The sequence below is a fragment of the Nitrospira sp. genome (assembly GCA_030653545.1).
Taxonomy (GTDB): domain Bacteria; phylum Nitrospirota; class Nitrospiria; order Nitrospirales; family Nitrospiraceae; genus Nitrospira_D.
In genome coordinates this window covers 387,859-409,396 of record JAURZE010000022.1, presented here as the reverse complement: position 1 = coordinate 409,396, position 21,538 = coordinate 387,859, and the positions used below count along the sequence as shown (strand labels likewise).

The 21,538-nt window shown below is 60.6% G+C and carries 21 protein-coding genes; all 21 read left to right on the top strand.

The window, feature by feature from the left end; genetic code table 11:
• Nucleotides 1-3 precede the first annotated feature (3 nt).
• Entirely contained in the window at nucleotides 4-1,200 is a 1,197-nt protein-coding gene (locus tag Q7U39_08740; protein MDO9118030.1) for a glycosyltransferase family 4 protein, read from the top strand.
• The gene (locus tag Q7U39_08735; GenBank protein MDO9118029.1) at nucleotides 1,200-2,690 is read left to right on the top strand and encodes an oligosaccharide flippase family protein; all 1,491 of its coding nucleotides are present in this window, start codon (nucleotides 1,200-1,202) and stop codon (nucleotides 2,688-2,690) included. Before Q7U39_08740 ends, Q7U39_08735 begins: the two co-directional genes overlap by 1 nt.
• A gap of 1 nt (nucleotide 2,691) precedes the next feature.
• Nucleotides 2,692-3,708, top strand: a complete 1,017-nt coding sequence (locus Q7U39_08730; GenBank protein ID MDO9118028.1) for a glycosyltransferase family 2 protein — start codon at nucleotides 2,692-2,694, stop codon at nucleotides 3,706-3,708.
• A complete protein-coding gene (locus Q7U39_08725; protein ID MDO9118027.1) occupies nucleotides 3,696-4,748 on the top strand; it encodes a class I SAM-dependent methyltransferase in 1,053 nt (350 codons plus the stop codon). Before Q7U39_08730 ends, Q7U39_08725 begins: the two co-directional genes overlap by 13 nt.
• Before the next feature lie 6 nt (nucleotides 4,749-4,754).
• Nucleotides 4,755-5,699: a glycosyltransferase family 2 protein gene (locus Q7U39_08720; protein ID MDO9118026.1), complete on the top strand. Its 945-nt coding sequence runs from the start codon at nucleotides 4,755-4,757 to the stop codon at nucleotides 5,697-5,699.
• Nucleotides 5,700-5,705: 6 nt separating this feature from the next.
• Nucleotides 5,706-6,365, top strand: a complete 660-nt coding sequence (locus tag Q7U39_08715; protein MDO9118025.1) for a class I SAM-dependent methyltransferase — start codon at nucleotides 5,706-5,708, stop codon at nucleotides 6,363-6,365.
• Between the two features lie 4 nt (nucleotides 6,366-6,369).
• A complete protein-coding gene (locus tag Q7U39_08710; protein MDO9118024.1) occupies nucleotides 6,370-7,212 on the top strand; it encodes a methyltransferase domain-containing protein in 843 nt (280 codons plus the stop codon).
• Between the two features lie 43 nt (nucleotides 7,213-7,255).
• Nucleotides 7,256-8,047: a class I SAM-dependent methyltransferase gene (locus tag Q7U39_08705; GenBank protein ID MDO9118023.1), complete on the top strand. Its 792-nt coding sequence runs from the start codon at nucleotides 7,256-7,258 to the stop codon at nucleotides 8,045-8,047.
• Nucleotides 8,048-8,049: 2 nt separating this feature from the next.
• Nucleotides 8,050-9,201: a glycosyltransferase gene (locus tag Q7U39_08700; GenBank protein ID MDO9118022.1), complete on the top strand. Its 1,152-nt coding sequence runs from the start codon at nucleotides 8,050-8,052 to the stop codon at nucleotides 9,199-9,201.
• Nucleotides 9,180-10,085, top strand: coding sequence for a class I SAM-dependent methyltransferase (locus Q7U39_08695; GenBank protein MDO9118021.1), 906 nt, complete (start codon nucleotides 9,180-9,182; stop codon nucleotides 10,083-10,085). The genes Q7U39_08700 and Q7U39_08695 overlap by 22 nt, the downstream gene beginning before the upstream one ends.
• The gene (locus Q7U39_08690; GenBank protein ID MDO9118020.1) at nucleotides 10,082-10,339 is read left to right on the top strand and encodes a hypothetical protein; all 258 of its coding nucleotides are present in this window, start codon (nucleotides 10,082-10,084) and stop codon (nucleotides 10,337-10,339) included. Before Q7U39_08695 ends, Q7U39_08690 begins: the two co-directional genes overlap by 4 nt.
• Before the next feature lie 4 nt (nucleotides 10,340-10,343).
• Nucleotides 10,344-12,272, top strand: a complete 1,929-nt coding sequence (asnB, locus tag Q7U39_08685) for an asparagine synthase (glutamine-hydrolyzing) (protein MDO9118019.1) — start codon at nucleotides 10,344-10,346, stop codon at nucleotides 12,270-12,272.
• Nucleotides 12,269-13,492, top strand: a complete 1,224-nt coding sequence (locus tag Q7U39_08680; GenBank protein ID MDO9118018.1) for a glycosyltransferase family 4 protein — start codon at nucleotides 12,269-12,271, stop codon at nucleotides 13,490-13,492. The genes asnB and Q7U39_08680 overlap by 4 nt, the downstream gene beginning before the upstream one ends.
• A gap of 8 nt (nucleotides 13,493-13,500) precedes the next feature.
• Entirely contained in the window at nucleotides 13,501-14,685 is a 1,185-nt protein-coding gene (locus tag Q7U39_08675) for a glycosyltransferase family 4 protein (protein MDO9118017.1), read from the top strand.
• A gap of 110 nt (nucleotides 14,686-14,795) precedes the next feature.
• Nucleotides 14,796-16,295 (top strand): hypothetical protein, encoded by a 1,500-nt coding sequence (locus Q7U39_08670; GenBank protein MDO9118016.1) that lies wholly within the window; start codon nucleotides 14,796-14,798, stop codon nucleotides 16,293-16,295.
• 3 nt (nucleotides 16,296-16,298) lie between these two features.
• Complete coding sequence (locus Q7U39_08665) at nucleotides 16,299-17,015, top strand: WbqC family protein (protein MDO9118015.1); 717 nt, start codon at nucleotides 16,299-16,301, stop codon at nucleotides 17,013-17,015.
• A 13-nt stretch (nucleotides 17,016-17,028) separates the two neighbouring features.
• Entirely contained in the window at nucleotides 17,029-17,673 is a 645-nt protein-coding gene (locus Q7U39_08660) for a PIG-L deacetylase family protein (protein MDO9118014.1), read from the top strand.
• 14 nt (nucleotides 17,674-17,687) lie between these two features.
• Entirely contained in the window at nucleotides 17,688-18,755 is a 1,068-nt protein-coding gene (locus tag Q7U39_08655) for a DegT/DnrJ/EryC1/StrS family aminotransferase (protein MDO9118013.1), read from the top strand.
• Nucleotides 18,740-19,921 carry an MraY family glycosyltransferase gene (locus tag Q7U39_08650; protein MDO9118012.1) on the top strand — a complete coding sequence of 394 codons (1,182 nt, stop codon included), beginning with the start codon at nucleotides 18,740-18,742 and terminating at the stop codon, nucleotides 19,919-19,921. The genes Q7U39_08655 and Q7U39_08650 overlap by 16 nt, the downstream gene beginning before the upstream one ends.
• 40 nt (nucleotides 19,922-19,961) lie before the next feature.
• Entirely contained in the window at nucleotides 19,962-20,993 is a 1,032-nt protein-coding gene (gene mtnA / locus Q7U39_08645) for an S-methyl-5-thioribose-1-phosphate isomerase (protein ID MDO9118011.1), read from the top strand.
• Between the two features lie 119 nt (nucleotides 20,994-21,112).
• Entirely contained in the window at nucleotides 21,113-21,532 is a 420-nt protein-coding gene (ndk, locus tag Q7U39_08640; GenBank protein ID MDO9118010.1) for a nucleoside-diphosphate kinase, read from the top strand.
• The last annotated feature ends 6 nt before the right edge of the window (nucleotides 21,533-21,538 follow it).

Here is a 21,538-nt window from a genome sequence, read left to right as displayed (position 1 = left end):
GACATGAATATTCTGGTCTATTGCGATGAGGAGTTGGGGGTCGCCGGTGGCGGAAGCCGTCAGGTGGTGGAGTTTGTGCGCTCCCTGGCAGCTCGAGGGCATGCGGTGCGTGTCGTCGCTCCGAAACCCCAGGCTGGAACGGAGAAGGCGATTCGGTTAGGTGATGCGCACCCGGTCTGGGTGTGGGTGCTCCGGCTTCCTCTGCTTCGACCATTGCTGTATCTCGTGGCCTCGGCGGTCGCTCTGTGTCTGGCGATGTGGCGAGAGAAGCCGGAGATCCTTCTCTGGTTCGACTCGCCGGGCCAGATTGCTCCCCTCTGGTGCGCCCGGGTGATGCGGTGTCCCTATGTGCTGTTTGTGAATGGATTGCCGGCGGAAGAATTGACCGGCCTATGGGGCTGGGCTCCGATCCGCGGTCTGGTGCAACGGGCGTTGCGTGTGTCGGCACAGCAGGCGCAGGCCGTTGTCAGCGTCTGTCGGGAGATCCCGCAATGGATGCAGCGCGAATGGGGAGTCGAGCCGGCCCGGTGCCGCGTGATTCGAAACGGAGTAGATCCTTTAGTCTGTGTCCCGCGCGACAAGGCGGAGTCCCGCCGTCGCCTGGGCCTGAGCCAGGATCGTCCGTACATCGGATTTGTCGGAGGCTTCTTTCCGTGGCATGGGCTGGATACGCTCGTGGAGGCGATGGCGCTGGTCCGTCTCGAACACCCGGACGCCATGCTGCTATTGGTCGGTGATGGCCAGACGAAGCCGGTACTGGAAGCGTTGGTGCGCCGACAGGGACTGGAGGAGGCCGTGTCGTTCGTCGGGCGCGTGCCATTTGACGACGTGTCCTGGTGGATCGGAGCGAGTGATCTCTGCGTCGTGCTCCATCGTCCTGTTCGCTTCTATCCGGGCGATTCCATGAAGCTCTGGGAATATCTGGCTTGTGCGAGACCGGTGGTGGCGACGGCAGGAGAAGGCTACGGCGATCTCGTGGAAGCGCTGGGCGCTGGTGTATCGGTGAAAGCTGACGATGTGCGTGCCCTGGCGAAAGGACTGTGCGATCTGATCCAAAATCCGTCGGCGGCAAGCAAGATGGGACAATCCGGTCGTCGCGCTGTCGTGGGTGCCCATACCTGGGAGGCGAGAGCGGTCGAATTGGAGCGAGTCTTAGGGGTGTGTCCTGTTGAACCACTGCGTGAACGGGTGTGTGCCTGATGCCGATGTCATCAAATCATGAGCCGGTCACTTCGGGCGAATCTGAGACGGTTGTCCCCGATGCGGTGCGCATTCGTCATCGGGTTTTGGAAGCCGGCGGGTGGGCCATGGCCGGGTTTGTCCTTGAGAAAGGGATGGGGTTTCTCCAACTCATCGTCCTGACGCGGTTGCTGTTGCCTGGTGACTTTGGATTGATGGCGGCTTCTGCGGCGGTGCTGCTGGCGATTCAGACGTTCTCGGAGTTAGGGCTTGAGCCGGCGGTGATCGCCAAGCCGAATGTGACCGACGCCGATCTGCGCGTAGCCTGGACCTTGTCGGTGATTCGAGGGGTTGTCCTGACCGTCGGTCTCTGGGGACTGGCGGACGTCATTGCCGGCAGCCTGCGGATTCCAGAATTGGGCTTCTTTCTTCGGGTCCATGCAGTGGGCGTCCTCTTACAGTCGCTGCACAGTCCCGCGTTGTTCGTTCTGCTCAAACAGCTGGATCTCCGGCGGCGGGTGTCGTTCGATCTCAGTCGTCGCCTGGTCGAGTCAGCCGTCACGATTGGATTGGCCTGGTGGTGGCAGAGTGCCTGGGCGTTGCTGGGGGGCCAGTTGGTTGCGTTTCTCTTTGGATCGCTCCTCTCCTTCCGGATTGCGCCCTGCCGCATCCGTTGGTCGCTGGATCGCACGGCCTTGCAGAGTCTCTGGAGTTACGGCCGGTATCAGAACGTCACGGCGTGGTTTCTGTTTACCGTGATGAGCGGGGGAGATTTTGTCGTAGGCCGATTACAGGGGGTCGGAGGCCTCGGCCAATATCAGTTGGCGATGGCGATCCCGACCATGATCGGGATCCGGGCGATGAGTGTGATTTCTCAGATCAGTCTACCGACCTACGCGCTCATGCAGAAAGACCGTGCCGGAGCGTTGCGGGCTCTGAGCCTGCAAATGAGCCTGACCGGCATGATCGTCGTGCCGAGTGCGATGGCCGTGGCGATTTTGGCTCCGTATCTGGTTCCGTTTGTGTTCGGCCCATCCTGGTCGGCGGCGATCGAGCCGTTACGGGTGTTGTGCCTGTTTACGATTGCGGCGGCCTTTTGCAGCGTCATGGCGGCCTTCCATTGTGGCGTGAACCGACCGGACCTCCAAACAAAGATTTGGGCGGTGATGTGTGCCTGTTACGTTCCGATGGTGATTCCCTTCACGATTGCCTGGGGGCTGGCAGGAGCCGCGTGGGCCTTGGCTCTGACATTTCTCGTGGGGCTCGGCCTGCATCTTAAGGCCACGGTGGAAATCCTGGGCGTGGAAGTTGTATCGGCGTTTGAACCGTTGCGATGGGCCGGCGGCCTGGTGGCTCTGGTGGGGAGCGGGGTGGCCCTGAGTCAGGCCGTGCCGTCGATGTGGATCGCGCAGTGGCTGGGCGCGTTGTGTGGTCTGGCCGGGATCAGTGTCTATGGCTGGCACGTGTGGTCACGCGAGTCTCTCCGCCTGCGCATGCTGTGGGGCTCATAAGATGATGACCAGGGTTGATGCCAAAGGCCCGATAGATGTCTCGATTATCATCGTGAATTGGAATACGCGGTCGCTCCTGGAGCGCTGTCTGGCTTCCATTGAGACGGGTGTCGCTGGCCTCGCGGCGCAGGTGCTGGTGGTCGAGAACGGGTCTACCGATGGGAGCGCTGAATTGGTTGCAGCCAAGTGTCCATCGGTCGAACTCCTGCGCAATCAGGAGAATGCCGGCTTCGCCAGAGCCAACAATCAAGCGTTTGAACGCGCGCAGGGCCGTTATGTGCTGCTGTTGAACCCCGATACGGAACTGCGGAGCGGTGCGGTGAAACAGCTGGTGCATTTTCTCGATGCAGATCCTCGGCGAGCCGGTGCGACGGCGGTGTTGCGCAATCCGGATGGCACGCTGCAGCGGTATCACAAGCGGTTGCCGCGATGGTCATACGTCTTGTGGTCCGAAACGCTGCTCAGGAATGTGGCCCCGCGCAACCGGTGGATGCGCGACTTCTACATGCTGGACGAACCTTTCGATGTGGTAACGGAAGTCGAACAGCCGCCGGCCGCCTGCTTGATGCTGCGCCGGTCAACGATTGAGACCGAGACGCTCTTCGACGAGCGGTTTCCTATTTTCTACAACGACGTGGATTTGTGCCGACGGTTGCGGGACGCAGGGCATCGCCTGTTTCTCTTGCCGGAAGCCGAGGTGATGCATCACGGCGGAGCCGGGGGAGTCGGAGCCATGCCGGACCAGGGCGTGGCCGATAGCTTGATCGGACTGATCCGGTACTACCGCAAGCATGCAGGACTTCTCAGCGCCGGAGTCTTGTGGCTGGTATTGACCTTAAATTCCGCGCTCGTTCTCATCGGGGGGCTCGGGAAAGTCTTGGGGGGGCGTCGCTCTTTGCAGTGGTGGAGTGTGGAATTGGCGAAACGGGTACGACTGGCTGTGGGGCAGGAAGCCTTTCACTATCCGACGAACATGCGGGCTGAGGTGCTGGCCGAGGCGGTGGTATGCCGGCACTAACGACGGAGATTGTTAGCCAGTGCGTCTTGTGCGGTGCACCCGGTGAGACACTGTTTCAGGGGTTGCATGACCGGCTCTATTCCGTCGAAGGCGAATTCGGCTTTGCCCGCTGCGCCGCCTGTGGATTGGTCTGGCAGAGTCCGAGACCGATCATGGAGGACATTCCGAAGTGTTATCCGGACGATTACGAACCCCACGAGGGGGCCACGCAGGGCGCAGACCTGATTCGGCCGGCGGCCGGAATGCGCGATGCCCTGCGGGCCATGATTTTGAGCGAGGTCTTTGGCTATACCCAGTTCAAGCGGCAGGAGTGGTGGGCTCCGGTGACCGGGCGGGTGCTCGGTCATGTGCCTGCTCTACAAGATCGGGCGCGGTATGGCCGCGATGAGCTGTGTCCTCCCTTTGTCGAGGGCGGGACGTTGCTGGATATCGGATGCGGGGCAGGCGGCTATCTGTCGGCGATGAAAGCGTTGGGATGGAAGGTGCTGGGTATCGATCTCTCTCCGCAGGCTGCACGGATTGCGCGGGAGAGCTACGGGGTCCCGGTGAAGGTGGGAACCTTGGAGTCGGTTGGTGTGGCGGATCGCAGTATGGCGGTGACTACGATGGTGCATGCGATCGAGCATGTTCCTGATCCGATCAGTCATTTGCGCGAGTGTCATCGGGTGTTGCAGGACGGAGGACGATTGGTCCTGACAACACCGAATTTTTCTGGCCTGATGAGCCGGCTCTTCGCAGATCACTGGATGGCGCTCGAGCCGCCACGGCATCTATGGCTCTTTACACCCGAGACCTTGAAAGCTTGTGTGGAGCGGGCGGGATTTCGTGTCGAGCGGATGTTGACACGTCCGTTCCTCTCGCAGGTGAATTACGAAAAGAGCCTGCTCATCCGGCGCCAGGGACATGCACGGGGGAATTTACGGCCCAGCGATGCCGGCCCGATGGCGCGCGGGCTCCATCGGCTGGAGCAAGGGTTGTTGCCCTTCTGGCGATGGGCGGGCAATGAATTGATGCTCAGCGCCGTGAAACAAGAGGAGTAAGGCCACGTGGATCTGTCGATCGCCGTCATTAGTTACAATACTCGCGACCTGCTCCTCGCCTGTCTGCAATCGGTTCAGGACAGAACGACGGGGGTGGATTACGAAGTGATCGTGGTGGATAACGCCTCCCACGACGGAAGTGTGGATGCGGTACGGACTCGGTTCCCGCACCTCACGGTGATTGCCAATGCCGAGAATTGCGGCTTTGCCAAAGCGTGCAACCAGGCGGCATCCGTCAGCTCGGGGCGGTATCTCTTGTTGCTGAACAGCGACACGGTGATGCAGCGGCACACGCTCCGCACGATGGTGACCGGTCTGGAACAGCATCTGGACATCGGAGCTGTGAGTTGCCTCCAGCGTGACGAGCAGGGACAGGTGCTGCAGTCGTGTTTCCCCTTTCCTTCTATTCGTGACCATGTACGGTATTCAGAGCCGCTGCCTCTGGTCGTCAGGCGATTAGTCGGGACTGTGCCCCCGATGGACTTCACGCAATCGCAGGATGTCGATTGGGCCAACGGCGCCTGCCTCATGATTCGCAAAGCGTTGTTCGACCGGCTGGGCGGATTGGATGAACGGTTCTTCATGTATTTCGAAGATGTCGATCTGTGTCGTCGGGTTCAGCAGTTGGGCTATCGCATTCGATATGTGGCGGAGGGGGAGGTGGTGCATCTGCTCGGACGGAGCAGCCGCACGAACCGGCCAGGCCTCAATAAGCAATGGGAACTCAGCCGCATCCGCTATGTGGAAAAGCATTTTGCGCAACCCCGACGATTTCTGATGAAGGGCTGGATTGCCGTTGGAGTGATGCGCAAGTTGATGGTGACCGCCTGCTCGCATGCCTCCGATCGACGGCAGGAGATTCAAGCCATGTGGACAACTTTGCGACGGGTCTGGCTGGGGCATGACGAGGCTGAATCGGCAGCCATGTCTCCGGCAGGACTACGAGGATAACGAGTGATGCCACAAGCTATGAGCCAACGTGAGCAGTATGATCTCGAGTGGAACGGCTGGAAGGCCGCAGCCGGTGCGTTTGAAGGAGTCCGGCGATACGGCCAGATCAGTCGGAAGGTGGCCGCGCTGGCGCCTGAGCGCATGTTGGATGTGGGGTGTGGCGATGGCCGGCTTGCCAGAGCAATCAAGCAGGTGTTGCCTGGTGTCGTTGTGCACGGGTGCGATCTGTCTATCGCGGCGCTCGATCGCGCCGAAGGGCTGGATCGAAAGTATGCGGTCGATCTCAATGTAGAACGTCTCCCGGAAGCAGACGGAAGTCTCGATCTGGTGGTCGCCAGCGAGGTGATTGAGCATCTCGTGGAGCCGGGTCGAGCGCTGGCTGAATTTCACCGGGTCATCAGGCCAGGAGGTCATGTCTTGATCACGGTGCCGAATGTCGCCTTTTGGCGATTTCGGTTGGAGGCTTTGCGGGGAGGCGTCCCATCGGTGACGGCGGATGAGCGCCATCTGCATTCGTTCAACGCGGCCTTGCTGGCGGCGCTCGTGGTTCGTGGTGGATTTGAGCTCGTGACCGTCACCGGACTCCGGCAGCGCTATGAGTCGTTGGCTGCCATAGGTTTCACCTGGTTGTGCGACACGTTGCTTCTGATCGGGCGGAGATTCTGAGCTGATGAGTTATGAATTGACCAGATCAGGTTTTGATGGCGTGATGCGGGAGTTTCGTCCTTCACGCTATGAGGTGTTCGGAAGCGAGGATCCTCGTTTTACCACCCCGATGCATCATGCGCTGAAGTGTCGGGATCGGTTGTACGTCGCATTGCGGAGCGGACTGCGCTGGTTGCCGCAGGGACCGCAGGCCATCGTGGATTTCGGTCCGTTTCCCGGCAGCCTGTTGAGGCTCTTGCGCCTGACCGAACCGACGAGATCGGCCCGGCTCGTGGGGGCCGGTCTGATGGCCAGTCCTGAATTTGTGCACCTGATGAAGCAGGACGTCGATGTCGATATCCTGACGGTCAATCTGGATCCGGCTGCCAAGCAGTTTGAGCTGAAAGGCTATCCGACAGCCGTGCCGATGGGGCAGGGGACTGCCAGGTTGGTATTCGCATTGGAGATCATTGAGCATTTGACCTCGCCCTTTCATCTGCTGGAGGAGGCTCATCGCATTCTCCAGCCGGGCGGCTGCATCGTGATCACGACGCCGAACGTCACCCGTATCGGAAATGTGATGAAGCTCCTGGCCGGCCGGACACTCAATGATCGCTTGGCCCCTCCCGGATATGACGATCCAAACGATGAATGGCGTCCTCATGCTCGCGAATATGCGATGCATGAGCTGGCCGACATGCTCAGGACGTCAGGGTTTGAGATTGCCGAGTCGCAGCATTTTCTGGGGGAGGATACGCAGGATTGCCGACTGACGGCACAGCAACAGGCGATCGATTGGGCCAAGTGGCCGTTCTATGCCGTCCCGCATCTGCGGGGGAGTCTGTTGATCGTGGGGCGGAAGCGATGAGATCTCGAACCCGATCAATGACGGCGGAGGCACAGCACACACGATGATCTCCGTCTTCGATAAGGTCTATAGAACAGTGGCCAGTCCTCTATCTGAACGGTGGCTGGGCGGATTTCATGCCGGTCTGGTCATTAAGGGTCTCTATCTGCAATGGAAGGTGGCTGCCTTCCTGCGGCAGGGGGGGCGGAGAGTTATGGATGCCGGTTGTGGTCCTGAGGCGCAGTTGACAGCGATGCTGGCGGGGCGCTATCCGACCTGCTCCTTCGTCGGATGGGATTTGCATGTGGACCGTGAGGTAAGAGATGCGCTGCCGCGCACGAATTTGTCGGTGATCGAGTCGGACATCGCGCGGCTGGCAAGTATGGGTGAGTACGATCTGGTCTATTCCATCGATGTGCTTGAACACATCGAGGATTTTGACGGGACGCTCGATCGACTGATCACGGCTCTGCGTTCCGGGGGACTGCTGTTCATCCATGTGCCGAGTCTGGATCAGCGATCCTGGTTTGGTTCCGGAGAGACGGAGATGGCGCATCATTTCCGGACTCATCGGTCCGGAGACGACCATGTGCATGAAGGGTTCAGTCTGTCGCAGCTGACGCATGCTCTGGAACGGCGATCCATCGAGGTGCTCGATGCACGGCCCACGTTTGGGCGATGGGTGGCACTTCTCAAGCAGACGTTTTCATCCGGCGAGCGAAAAGGAGTCAGAGGAATCGGACTGTTGCTCTTGCCGGCAGTGCTTCTCGCCGTGGCGCTGGAGATGCTGTTCGTGCCGAAGCGGGGAAACGGATCAATGATTCTCGGGATAAAGCGAGAAGGAGTGAAGGCTTGATTGTGGTTGCAGAACTGGCCGGGTCGGCCTCCTATGGCGGCGGTGAGCGTTATCTGGAATTGCTCTGCGAGCACCTCGATCCCTCACGCTTCCGGCCGATTCTGATTTGTCCTGAGCCGGGTTCGTTTGTCGGGCGCATGCAGGCCCGGGGCGTGGATGTGCGCGTGGTGCATTTGGAGCCTCTCTTCAACCCCTTTGCTCTGATGCGATTAGTGCAAGTGCTTTCTCAAGAGCATGTGACCATTCTTCAAACGCACGGCGCCCGGGCGAATTTTTATGGCCGGGTGGCCGGGTGGTTGGCGGGAGTTCCCGTGGTGATTTCCACGGCGCACAATTCGATCGCTGACTACGAGGTGAGCCGATTGAAACGCTGGATGTATTCCGCGGCGCTTCGGGCGACCCTGCCATGGTCGAAGCGGATTATCTGTGTGTCCGACGCCATCCGGCGCGATGTGGTTCAAGACGATCCGGCGGCTGCTAGCCTGGCGGAGACCGTGCACAACGGGATCGACCGCCGCTTGTTTCAGAATGACGTTGATCGAGCCAGAGTGCGTCGTGAGTTTGGCCTCACCGATGGTCCGCTGCTGGTCATGGTGGCTCGGCTGAGCCAACCCAAAGGGCACAGCGACTTGATTGAAGCATTGGCTCTGCTGCGGGAACGATGGCCGCAGCTGCACTGTATATGTGTGGGTGACGGGGAATTGAGGAAACCGCTGGAGGCGCTCGCCGGTGCTCGGGGGCTTTCGTCGATGTGCCGGTTTGTCGGATCTCGCGACAATGTGATGGATTTTTATGCTGCGGCAGATGTGGTGGTGCTGCCCTCGCATTCCGAGGGGTTCCCGTTTGTCATTCTCGAAGCGTTGGCCATGGGGAAGCCGGTGATTGCGACGAGGGTAAATGGGGTGCCTGAAGTGATCGATCACATGAAGACGGGCCTCTTGGTAAATGCGCGTGACGTGGGTGGATTGGCTCGTGCGATTGAATCTCTCTTGGAGCATCCTGAACAAGCGATGCAATTGGGAGTAGCCGGGCGTGCGGTGGTGCAGGCGCGGTTTACGGTCGACCGGATGGTCGAAAAGACGGTGGCGGTGTTTGATGAAGCCTTACGAGCAGAAGGAATCGATGCACCCTCATGGAGCAGGAAGGTCGCATGAACCTCGCGGTGCCGCTGGAGATGGAAACTGTGGTGTGCCCCTGCGGGGGCGGCGGGAGTCCGTCTGAGGTCTTTCAGACCTCGACAAGACGGTATGTCGCCTGTCCGGCGTGCGGCCTGGTGTTTCTGAGTCCTCGGCCTTCTTCCTCTATCGTGGAGGAATATTATCGGGAGAGTTATGACGGGTCCTATGGCGCCGCGGAAAGTTCCGCCGATCGGCAGCCGGTGTTTGCCAGCGTCTTGGCGCATCTGCTGGAGTGGCGAAGACCTCCGGGACGGTTGCTCGATATCGGCTGCGGCGATGGCGCGTTCCTGATGCTCTGTCGCGAGGCGGGATGGGACTGCACCGGTGTCGAAGTGTCCCAAGGAGCCGCCGAGCGAGCCAGGGGGAAAGGGTTACGAGTCCTGTCGCCGGCTGAGCTCGGGCAATCGACGGGAGGCCCGTTCGATGTGGTGACGCTGGTGAATGTCCTGGAAACGGTGACGGATCCTGCGGCCATCGTGAGAGCTATGACGCATCAGGTCAAAGCTCAAGGGATTATTGCAGTGCGAGTGTCGAATGGGCTGTTTCATCAGCGAATGCGAACGCCTGTCCGGTGGTGCGGAGCGCAGTACGACCAGGCCTTTCACCTGTTCAGTTATTCGCCGAGCGCGTTGAAGACGCTCATGGAGACCAGCGGCTTTGAGGTGCTTTCTCTGCGCAATTCCGTACCGAGTCTGGGTCCGGTCACGAGCGCCAATTCCTGGGGGCGCCGGCTGAAGTGGAGGCTCGTTGGAGGGGGATTGTCGATGGCGGCGGATCTGGCCTATCGGCTGAGCGCCGGTCGCCTGGTTTGGGCACCATCGTTTGAATTGATCGCCCGGCGGAAGGATGGAGTCTCGTGAGCGCGATCAGCTGGCAGATCCGCCGCCGATGGAAGCGGCGGATCGGATTTTGGGGCAGCGTGTTGATCGTCTGTCTGCTCGGCGCAGTGGCCGCGCTCGGCGTGCGCATGTTGTTGACCTCAGTCGGGTCGGCCAAGCATCTGCGGTATGAGCCGGTCGATGTGCCGCCGCAGACCGTTTCACCCCGGCATGAGCGGGAGCGGGAAGAACTGGAGCGGCGTGAGCGGACGGTGACCGAAGGGAAAGACAAGTAACCAGATGTGTGGAATCTGCGGCATCATCGGTTCGAGTGAGGAGGCCTTGGTCTCCCGGATGCTCCGGCGGCTGGTCCATCGGGGTCCGGATGAACAGGGACTTCACCGTGAGGGCGGGGTCACGCTCGGGGCTCGCCGTTTGCGTGTGATCGATCCCGCCGGAGGCCGGCAGCCGGTGCAGAATGAAAACGGCTCGGTCTGGGCGGTGTTGAACGGGGAAATCTATAACTATCGTGCCTTGCGTCAGGAGTTACTGGATCGTGGTCACCGGTTGACGTCCCGCTGCGACACCGAAGTGCTGGTGCATCTTTATGAGCAGGAGGGAATCGATGGTCTCGCGCGCCTGAGAGGAATGTATGCGTTCGCGATCTGGGATCGGGAGCGCCAGGAAGCGCTGTTGGTCCGGGATCGATTGGGGATCAAGCCGCTCTACTATGCCACTCGTCCGGGAACGGGAATAACCGGCACCGACGTGTTGTTTTCGTCCGAGTTGCCCTCCTTGCTGGAAGCGTTACCGGATGCGCGCATCCGTCCGCAAGCCATTGCCGACTATCTGACATCGTTGTACGTTCCCGGACCCGACACGGTCTACGAAGGTGTGTATCAACTCAGGCCCGGGGAAGCGTTACGCGTCGGGCAGGGGCGCGTTGAGGCCGTCCGCTACTATCGACCGGAACAATCGCGGTCATCGTCTCAGTGGACGACGGTTGACGAGGCGAAGGAACAGTTCGTCGAGATCTTCCGCGACACGGTTCATGCGCATCTGGTGAGCGATGTGCCGGTGGGACTGTTTCTCTCCGGAGGCGTGGATTCGGCCGCTGTCTTGGCCATGATGCAGGAACGGGGACCGGTCAAGACCTTTACGATCGGCTACGAGCATCCCCAGGATCAGTCCTACAATGAGCTGGCCAACGCGCGGCTCCTCGCGACACATTTTGGAACCGATCACACGGAAGCCATCTTACAGCCTGATATCCGTACGCTCCTTCCCCGAGTGGTCGAGGGAATGGGGGAGCCGTTTGCGGACTCGTCGGCGATTCCAACGTATCTCGTGTCTGAAGTCGCGCGACGCTCAGTCACGGTGGCCTTGTCCGGGATCGGCGGCGATGAACTGTTCGGCGGCTATCCCCGGTATCTCGGCATGCGCCTCGCCTCGTACTATCACAGGCTTCCTCGCACGATGCGATCGTGGCTGTCTGTTTCTGCCGCACGGGCTTGCCGTGAAACTGGGTCCGGTCGTGATCACGGGGGCAGAGTGAAGCGATTTCTGGAGCATGGCCATCGCTCATTGGCCGAGCAATATCGCCGGTGGACGACGTTCATTCCCGCGGAGTGGGAGGCCGGCATCTGGAGCGGAGCGATGAGGAGCGCGTTGCCCCACGGGTTTTCTCCGAGCCGGCCCTCGCCGCTCTTTGACCAATGGCCATCAGGTAACCCGGTTGATCGCGCGATGGGCCTCGATCTACAGACCTATCTTCCCGATGATCTGCTGCGTATGGGCGACCGGATGAGTATGGCGCATTCGCTTGAACTCCGCGTTCCGTTTTGCGACCACCTCCTACTCGCCTGTGCGTTGAGAGTGGCGCCATCGCTGCGACTGTCGGGTGGGCACTTGAAGGGATTCATGCGATCGGCCCTGCGCGGGCTTGTGCCCGAGGCGATTCTTGACGGCCCCAAGCAGGGGTTCATGATTCCGTTGGCTCGTTGGTTGCGCGAAGATCTGCGTGAGATGGCGCAGGACCTGTTGTCGGAGACCGCCGTCCGTCGCCGGGGTTATGTCTCGCCTGAGTATGTCCGGTGGCTGATGGCGGAGCATCAGAGCGGGCGAAGAAATTGCGCGGATCAGCTGTACGCCTTAATGGTGTTGGAGCTGTGGCATGAACGAGCCGCTCAGCCTGCCTCTGAACAGGCTGTGGCCGTGGAGGCATTGTGAAGGTTGTGCTTTTAGCGGAAGTCTCGGCCGAACGGGTCATCGGCGGAGCGGAGCGGGTTTTGCGGCAGCAGGCTGTCGGTCTTGTCGCAGCGGGGCATCAGGTGGATCTCCTTACGCGGGCCGCGGATGAGGCTGTGTCGATGGAGGTCGCGATCGGCGGCGCGAAGGAGTGGCGGTTTCCTGTATCGAGGAAGAATGAGTGGAGCTTTGTGCGATCGACTGTACAGGGGGCGATGCAGTTGTTCGATCGTCTGACCCGGAAAGTTCCCTATGACCTGGCGATTATCCATCAAGCCCTCTCGGGGCTTGGTCCTCTCTATCTCAGGCGGAGTGCGGCGGCCGAGTGGCTCTATGTCTGCCATTCTCTGGCACACGAGGAGTATCTCACGCGCGCCGTGGCAGCCACCTCGCCGTGGTCGAAACTGCGTCGCCATGTGAATGTCCTGGCGCGCCGAGGTATCGAGTGGTTGGTGATGTGGCGGTGTCATCGGATTGTCGTCCTGAGTGAGTTCATGCGGCAGCGGGTGATGGCGACGCATGGGATCGCGCCCGAGCGGATAGTCCTGGTGCCGGGAGCGGCGGATCCTGCCGTCTTTCGTCCGGTTGGCACTCGACGAGAGCTGCGCCGAACGTTGGGGTTGCCGGAGGATCGGACGATTCTCTTCACTGTCCGCAATCTGGTTCCGCGGATGGGGTTGGAGATGCTGCTGGAAGCCGTCGCTTCCCTGGAGCACGCCGGTCAGCGCTGTCTGTTGGTGATCGGAGGCGAAGGACCGCTCAGGGCCCGTTTGGAGGCCGGTATCAGGGAGCGACGATTGGAGCAGATCGTTCGGCTGGTCGGGTTTATTCCGGAGGAGCAGTTAGTGTCGTATTACCAGGCCGCCGATCTGGTTTTGATGCCGACCGCTCAACTCGAAGGGTTCGGGCTGGTGACGGTGGAAGCGCTGGCCTGTGGCACGCCGGTCGTGGGCACGCCGGTCGGCGCGATTCCCGAAGTGTTGCGGCAGATCGACCCCATTTTGATTTCAAACGGGACGGATAGTCGTTCCTATGCCGACGCGCTGGGGCGAGTCCTCAGCCGTATTGAGGAGCCAGTAGAGCGGGAGCGGTTGTCGAGGAAAGGGCGCAGTCTGGTGGAGTCCCGGTACAACTGGGTGCAGCATTGTGCGGATCTGATCCGGCTTTCAGCACAACCGGCGTCGGAACGAAAGGCGGCCTAAAGACCTCTATGGAAGCGCGCACGGTCATTCACATTATTACCAGGCTCGATCGGGGAGGCTCGGCGCAAAACACCATGTTGACTGTGTTAGGGCATGACCGGACGCAGTATGAGCCGGTGGTGATCGCCGGTCATCCCGGATCGTGGGATGCGCAGGGCGGCATGGCGGCGACAGAGGAACTGTGTCGTCGCCTGGAGAAGGAGGGAATCTCCTGCGTCATCGTGCCGTCGCTCGTTCGCCAGATCAGCCCCTGGATGGATCTCTGTGCGTTATGGACAGTGGTCGGTATCCTGCGGGCGAAACGTCCGGCGATTGTCCATACCCACACGTCGAAAGCCGGTGTCGTCGGTCGAGTGGCCGCCTGGTTTGCGCGGGTTCCGGTGGTCGTGCATACGCCGCACGGACATGTGTTTTACGGACACTTCGGCGCCTGGAAATCCCGGATCTTCTTGCAGGTCGAGCGCATTCTGTGTCGCGTGACGAGCAGGCTGGTGGCGTTGACGAGCGCAGAGCGGGACGACCATCTTGCGAGAGCGGTCGGCCATGCCGATCGGTTTGCCGTAATTCCCAGCGGCATCGATGTCGAGCGGTTTCGCCGCGCGCGAGTTGAAGGCCGGCGGATTCCCCAGGATTTCAACTGTTCCACTGATGCGACGATCGTCGGATCGATCGGCTGGTTAACGGATATTAAGGGCCACCGGGTCCTGGTCGAAGCCGTGGGCTACCTCAAGGACGAGTTTCCGAAGCTCCAGATGGTGATCGTGGGTAGTGGCGGGCAGCATGACGCCTTGCTCGCTCAAGCGGATTCGTTGGGCCTCCGTGATCGTATTCATTTAGTCGGGCATCGAGACGATATCGAGCAGTGCCTGGCCGGGATGGACTGCTTTGTATTTCCCTCATTGAACGAGGGCATGGGGCGCGCGTTGATTGAAGCCATGGCGGCGGGCCTGCCGGTTGTCGCCAGTCGAGTGGGCGGGATTCCTGCGATTGTACGCCACGAAGAGAACGGATTGCTGGTTGAGGCGGGGGATGGACGGGGGCTGAGCGAGGCGTTGCGCCGCATTCTGGCTGACCCTCAGTTGGCCGAGAGGCTCGGTCGGAACGCGTCGCGCACGATTGGACAGGAATTTGGAGTGAAGGCCATGGTGGATGCTGTGGAGTCGGTCTACCAGGAAGCGTTAGCAGGATGCTGAAAAAGTCCGCCAGCGGCGTTCTCGCTTCACTCAGAGGCTCAACGTACTGCTGCGTACGCCTCGCCTCTTCGCTTGCTGCGGCCTTGCTGGGCGGTCTTTTTGAGCATCCTGTGGGTGCTGCCTGGATTGGTCTCACGCTGTCGGGGCTGGTCTGGTTGCCGATTGTGTCGGCCGCGGAGCAGCGGGTGCCCCTTCGTGTCGCCATCCATGTCCATAGCACGGCCAGTACCGGGACCTTGAGCCTGGAGGCGTTGGCGGCCCGGGCTGAGCAACAGGGCCTAGATGGGATCGTACTCTCCGACAATTTCTCTCTGGAGTACGAGTATGGCCTCCAGCCACTTCCGGGACTGCTGAAAAAGACGGTCAGGTATCCCTCGGTTCTCTCTTATGGTGTCGAGCGCTATCTCGAAGAAATCCAATCGGTGCAAGCGCGCCACCCGCAGCTAGTGATTGTGCCGGGAGTCGAGGTCGCTCCCTACTACTATTGGACCGGCTCCCTCTGGCGTGGGGATCTGACGATGCACGACGCGCAGCGCAATCTCCTGGTGTTGGGGCTGACGAGGGCGGAGGACTATCGGGCGCTCCCGGCACGTGGCAATCCGGCGTCCTTGACGGTCGAGGCGGCCAGCCTCGCGAATGCCGCGCCTCTGCTCTTGGTCATTCCCGCGCTGTTCTTATGGACGCCTCGCCGTCCCCTGGCGGATGGCTGGCGCGAGCCGGTCAGTGCGGCGCGTCGAATGGGCGCCGCCTGCTGCCTTGTGTTGGCCGTGGCCACGTTCGTAAATGCCTGGCCGATCGGAACGCCTCCCTTCAGCTCCTACGAGTCGCAGCTGGGGTATCGACCCTATCAAGCCTTGCTCGATGCCGCGAATCAACGCGGCGCGGTCGCGCTCTGGTCGATGACGGAGGCGCGCGACCTACAGACGCATGCCTTTGGTCCGTTAGGGACGGTGACGGTGAGGACCGATGCTCATCCTGAAGCGCTGGCGTTGACCAGCGGGTATGCCGGATTCGGCGGACTCTATCAGGATACGAGGACCGTGACGGCTGCCGGCGGGCTCTGGGATCAGGTGATTCAGTCGCACAGGGGAAGAGCACAGTCTGCCGTGCCCACGATGATCGGCGAGATTGCCTTTCACGGGTTGGCTGATAAAGGAAAGGACCTCGACCGTGTCGTGACGACGGTCTTTGCGAAGGAACGGTCGGTTGCCGGCCTGTTGTCCGCGATCCGGTCCGGCCATGCCTATGCGGCCGCCGAAGGAGATCAGCGGGTGATGCTGACATTGGACGAATTCAGCCTTGGTTGTGACTGCGATCAGCCAACCGTTAGCGTCGGAGAGCATCTGGCTCTGCCGTCCGGCTCGCATGCGGTCGCGACGGTCCGGCTTTCAGCGCGCGACGGCAAGCCTCACCCGGTCATGATCCGTCTCATCCGTTCGGGAGAAGTGATCGATATGACGAATGCCGAGACCCCGGTGGCGTATCGAGTGGCGGATGGACAAGCGGTATCAGCGGGTGGGGCATACTACCGTCTGGAAGTGGTGGGTCGGAGCGGCGAGGTGTTGACCAATCCCGTCTATGTGGATGTTCAAACGAAGGAACGCGGGTAGCCCATGCGCGTCACGATTCATCAACCGCAGTTTCTGCCGTGGCTGGGCTATCTCGACAAGATCGATCGAGCCGATCTGTTTATCGTGTTGGACACGGTCCAGTTCAAGAAGAATGAATGGCAGAATCGGAACCGGATCAGAACGGCGGACGGGTGGCAATGGCTGACGGTGCCGGTGCTGCATCATTTCGGTCAACGCGTGCAGGAGGTGACGATCAACCCGACGGCGGCCTGGCGCGATCAACATCTGCGGGCGCTGGGGATGCACTACGCGCGGTCGCCGTTCCGCGACCGGTATCTGCCGGAGTTGCGGGCGATCTATGCCGAACCCTGGACGAAGCTATCCGAGCTGAATCTGGCGGTGATCCGCTGGCTGCTAGAGGCCTATGGCATCACGACCCCCTTGCGCTGTGCATCTGACATGGCCGCGCGCGAAGAGCCGACCGACCGCCTCGTCGATCTCTGTCGGGCGGTCGGCGCGACACAGTATCTCGCGGGGCCCGGGGCGGAAGGGTATATGGATCAGTCGCGGTTTGAGGCGAGCGGGGTGGAGTTGGAAATTCAGGAGTTTCTCCATCCCGAGTACGGGCAGATGTACGGGCCATTTGAGCCGAATCTATCGGCCATCGATCTCTTGCTATGCGTGGGGCCTGAGGCATTGAAGCAACTGCGCAGTCGCCGGGTTCGACCGGTCCGGGCGACCGTGTCAGCGCGATCATGACGAGGAGGCAGGTATGACATTCGACGGCACAGAAGCGATGCGGATTCTGGCGATCGGGGCTCATCCGGACGACATCGAAGCCGGCTGCGGCGGGGCGCTGGTCAAGTATGCGCAAAATGGACATCGGGTGTTTTTGATGGTGATGACGGAGGGGGAGCAGGGCGGCGCCGGTGAACTTCGGAAGTTCGAGCAGGAGCAGGCGGCCAAGCAGCTCTGTGCCGAGCGGATTTTTTGGGGCGGCTATCAGGATACCGCCGTGCCGATGGGACGTGAGCTGATCCAGTCGATTGAAGCGGTCGTCAAGGAAGTCGATCCCCATTTTATCTTTGTGCATTATCACGACGACACGCACCAGGACCACCGTCATCTGGCCATGGCGGCGATTTCGGCGACGCGTTACACGAAGAATGTCTTGTTCTACGAAGGTCCGACGACGCAAAACTTTGCGCCGACCGTGTTTGTCGATATCGATCAAGTGCTCGACGAAAAGATTGCGGCCATCGAGGCCCATGCATCGCAAGTCAGGAAGACGAACATTGAAGCCCTGAGTATCGTGGACGTGATCCGATCCTCGGCGCATTTTCGCGGGATTCAGGGTCGGGTGAAAAACGCAGAAGGGTTTCTTCCCTTGCGATTGTTTATTAATATTGGAACATGATGACGAGTACGACCATGATTCCGCACTCCCGTCCGTTGATCGACCAGCTGGAGGTCCGTGCCGTCACCGAGGTGTTGCAGTCCGGCCATCTCGCGCAAGGGGCGGTCGTCGAGCGGTTCGAGCGGGGGATGGCTGCCTACCTCGGCCTGGCCGGCGGCGTCGCGGTCAATTCGGGAACGATGGCACTGGAAGTCGCGCTGCGAGTCCTGGGTATAGGACCCGGCGACGAGGTGATTCTGCCGAGTTATGTGTGTGCGGCGCCCTGGCAGGCGGTTCAGCGCGTCGGGGCGCAGGCGCGTCTGGTGGATATCGAGCCGGAAACCTTCCAGATCGACGCCGACCTGGCCCGGGCGGCGATCACTTCCAAGACTCGCGCGATCATTGTGCCGCATCTGTTTGGATTGCCGGCCGATTTGACCGCGCTCGCCCGTCTCGGCGTACCGCTCATTGAGGATTGCGCGCAGACTTTGGGGGCGACTGAGCAGGGGCGGGCGGTCGGCTCCGTGGGAACGCTGACGGTCTGTTCGTTCTATGCGAACAAGTTACTGTGTGCGGGGGAAGGCGGGATGGTGCTCTCGAACGATTCCGTGTTGCTTGAGCGAGCCAGAGCGCTGCGAGAGTATGACGGGGCGCCGTCGTTGATCCCCCAGGCGACGAATCTCAAGATGACGGACCTGCAGGCTGCCGTCGGCCTGGTGCAGTTGGACCGGCTCCCGGAATTGTTGGAGCGCCGTATGAGTCTGGCCCGGGAATATCGCGTGGCGCTGGCAGGGACATCCGCAATGGTGCCGGCGGTGCCGGCCGGACGATCGCATATCTATTATCGGTTCGTTGTACGAATGTCCAAGAGGGGATCAGGTGCGGATGAATTGAGAGCATGTATCGGTCGATTGGAGCGCGCCGGCGTGCAATGCCGGAAACCGGTGTTCCGGTCGCTGCATCGCTATCTCGATCTCGACGGATTTCCTGCCAGCGAGGCGGCCGAACACGACGCGCTCTCTCTTCCGCTCTATCCGTCGTTGGCGGATGAAGAAGTGGATCAGATATTTCTGGCGATGAGGGATGAATGGCGACGCGAGTAATCGAACACGATTTGTCGATGGCCGAGAGCCCTCGCGCCTGGCGCTGGCTGACACCCGCGATGGTGGCGGCGGTAGTCGGGACGGTGGCATTGGCGGTGCCGGCTGTACGCGACCTGTTTCAGCTGGAGGGGCTGCGCTGGCTCTATGTGCTCTTGTTTGCGTTTCTGGGAAGCGTCGCCCTCACGCCGGTGATGGTTCAGATCAGTCACCACTGGAATCTCGTCGACATTCCGACGGAACGGAAGATTCATGTGCAGCCGACGCCCCGGCTCGGCGGCGTCGCCGTCTATGCGGGTTTTGTCGGATCCGTGCTGATGAATTCAATCCTGCCGGACTGGATGACGGCGATTGTGTTGGCCGGGTCGCTGTTGTTGATCGTCGGAGTGATCGACGATATTCGGGAGTTGCCCGCCTCATCGAAACTCGTGGCGCAGCTCGTGGCGGCCGGGATCGTGATCGCGTCGGGCAAGGTGCTCACCCTCTTCCCGGCAGGCGGGGCAGGGGGAATAGGTGAAGCGGCGAATGTGCTGTTAACCCTGCTCTGGATCGTCGGGATTACGAACGCCTTTAACTTCTTTGACGGCATGGACGGTTTGGCCAGTGGTCTCGCCATTCTCATGGCGGGCTTCATGGGGGTAGTGGCGTTTGAAACCGACCAGCCCGGCGTAGGATGGTTGGCGATGGCCGTCATCGGCGCCTGTGCCGGATTCTTTCCGTACAATTTTCGGGGTGCTCAGCCGGCGAAAATATTTCTTGGCGACGGCGGGTCGACGTTCCTCGGGTTTACGCTGGCCTGTCTGGCGGTCAAAGGGAATTGGGCCAACCATAGTCCGATGGTCTCCTTCAGCAATCCACTGCTGATCTTCGGTGTGCTGATCTACGACATGATCCATATTACCGTGGAGCGAGTGGTCACCGGGAAAGTGCAATCCGTGAAAGAGTGGCTGGACTATGTGGGCAAGGACCATCTGCATCATCGATTAGAACGGGCATTGGGATCCCGGCAGGCTAGTGTCGCCATGATTTTCCTGCTCACCGTTTGCCTCGGTCTTTCCGCCATGGCACTCCGCCACGCCGGTCTTCAGGAGGCCGTGCTGTTGCTCGGGCAAGCCGGCCTTATTGTCGGCATGGTGACCATCCTGGAATTGAGCGGCCGCCGTCGCTAGGGCTTGCACTCTCTCTCCATTCCCGCTAGAAGATCCCTCCATGGTTCCCACCGTCGAATGGAAAAATGGTTTCGTGCGGCTTCTCGATCAGAGTCGGTTGCCCGAGCATGTCGAGTTTCTCGACTGCCGGGATTATCGGGCGGTGGCCGATGCGATTCGTGAATTAAAAGTCCGCGGGGCTCCTGCGATCGGTGTGACGGCCGCGTTGGGTGTGGCCTTGGGTGCGCAGGCGGTCTCCGCGACGGAGTTCCCCACGTTCGCCCAGGCGCTTGTGCCGATCTGCGAGCATCTGGCGGCGACCAGGCCGACGGCCGTCAATCTGTTTTGGGCGATCGATCGCATGAAAAAGAAACTTGCGTCCTTGAGCGCGCAATCGGTGCCTGCCGTGAAAGCCGCACTGCTGGCCGAGGCGCAAGCTATTCTTGATGAGGATATTGCGCTCTGCAAAGCCATGGGGAAGCACGGCGCGGAGCTGATCGCGAGCGGTCAGACCGTCCTGACTCATTGCAACGCCGGAGCGCTAGCGACGGCGGGTTATGGCACGGCGCTCGGTGTGATTCGCGCAGCCTGGGAGCAGGGAAAGAAGATCCAAGTCATTGCGGATGAAACGCGCCCGGTCTTGCAAGGCGCCCGGCTCACGGCCTGGGAGCTGATGCAGGACAAGATTCCGGTGACGCTGATTACCGACAACATGGCCGGATCGCTCATGCGCCAGGGGAAGATTCAGCTCTGCGTCGTCGGCGCCGATCGGATCGCGGCCAACGGCGATGTGGCGAATAAGATTGGCACCTATTCCGTGGCGGTGCTCGCCAGGGCGCACGGTATTCCCTTCTATGTCGCAGCGCCGTACTCGACGATCGATCTCAAAACCAAGACCGGCGCGGACATCCCCATCGAGCAACGAAACTCGCTAGAAGTCACCACCATCCACGGCAGCCACCCGATCGCGCCCGCCGGCGTGGCCGTCTACAATCCTGCTTTTGACGTGACGCCGGCTGAATTAATCACCGGCATCATTACCGAACGCGGTGTCTTCAAGCCGGGTGAGCTGGCAAAGCAGTTTACATCGTAGGACGTCTCTCCAAGCTGATTGTCGATGGTTTAGCCAGTTGCAAGCCCGTTATCAGCCACTTATAATGCGCCAGCGCTGTTCAATGTATCCTTTAACTTTCTGGAGAAATCGGAGCCACAATGAGTGAACGTACGTTAGCGATTATCAAGCCTGATGCCGTGAAGAAGAATGCCGTCGGGGACATCATCAACCGCTACGAAAAGGCGGGGTTGAAGCCGGTGGCCATGAAGCTGATGCAGATGTCGAAGCCGGTTGCGGAAGGTTTCTACGCTGTTCATAAGGCGCGCCCGTTCTTCGATAGCCTCTGCACCTTTATGTCGTCCGGTCCGGCGGTCGTGATCGTGTTGCAGGGCGACAATGCCATCAAGAAGAACCGGGAGCTGATGGGTGCGACCGATCCTGCCAAGGCTGACGCGAATACGATTCGCAAGGCGCATGGTGCGAATATCGAATTCAATGCCGTGCATGGATCCGATTCGCCTGAGACCGCGGCATTCGAAACCGCCTATTTCTTTCCAGGCATGGAAATCTTTAGTTAGTTTATT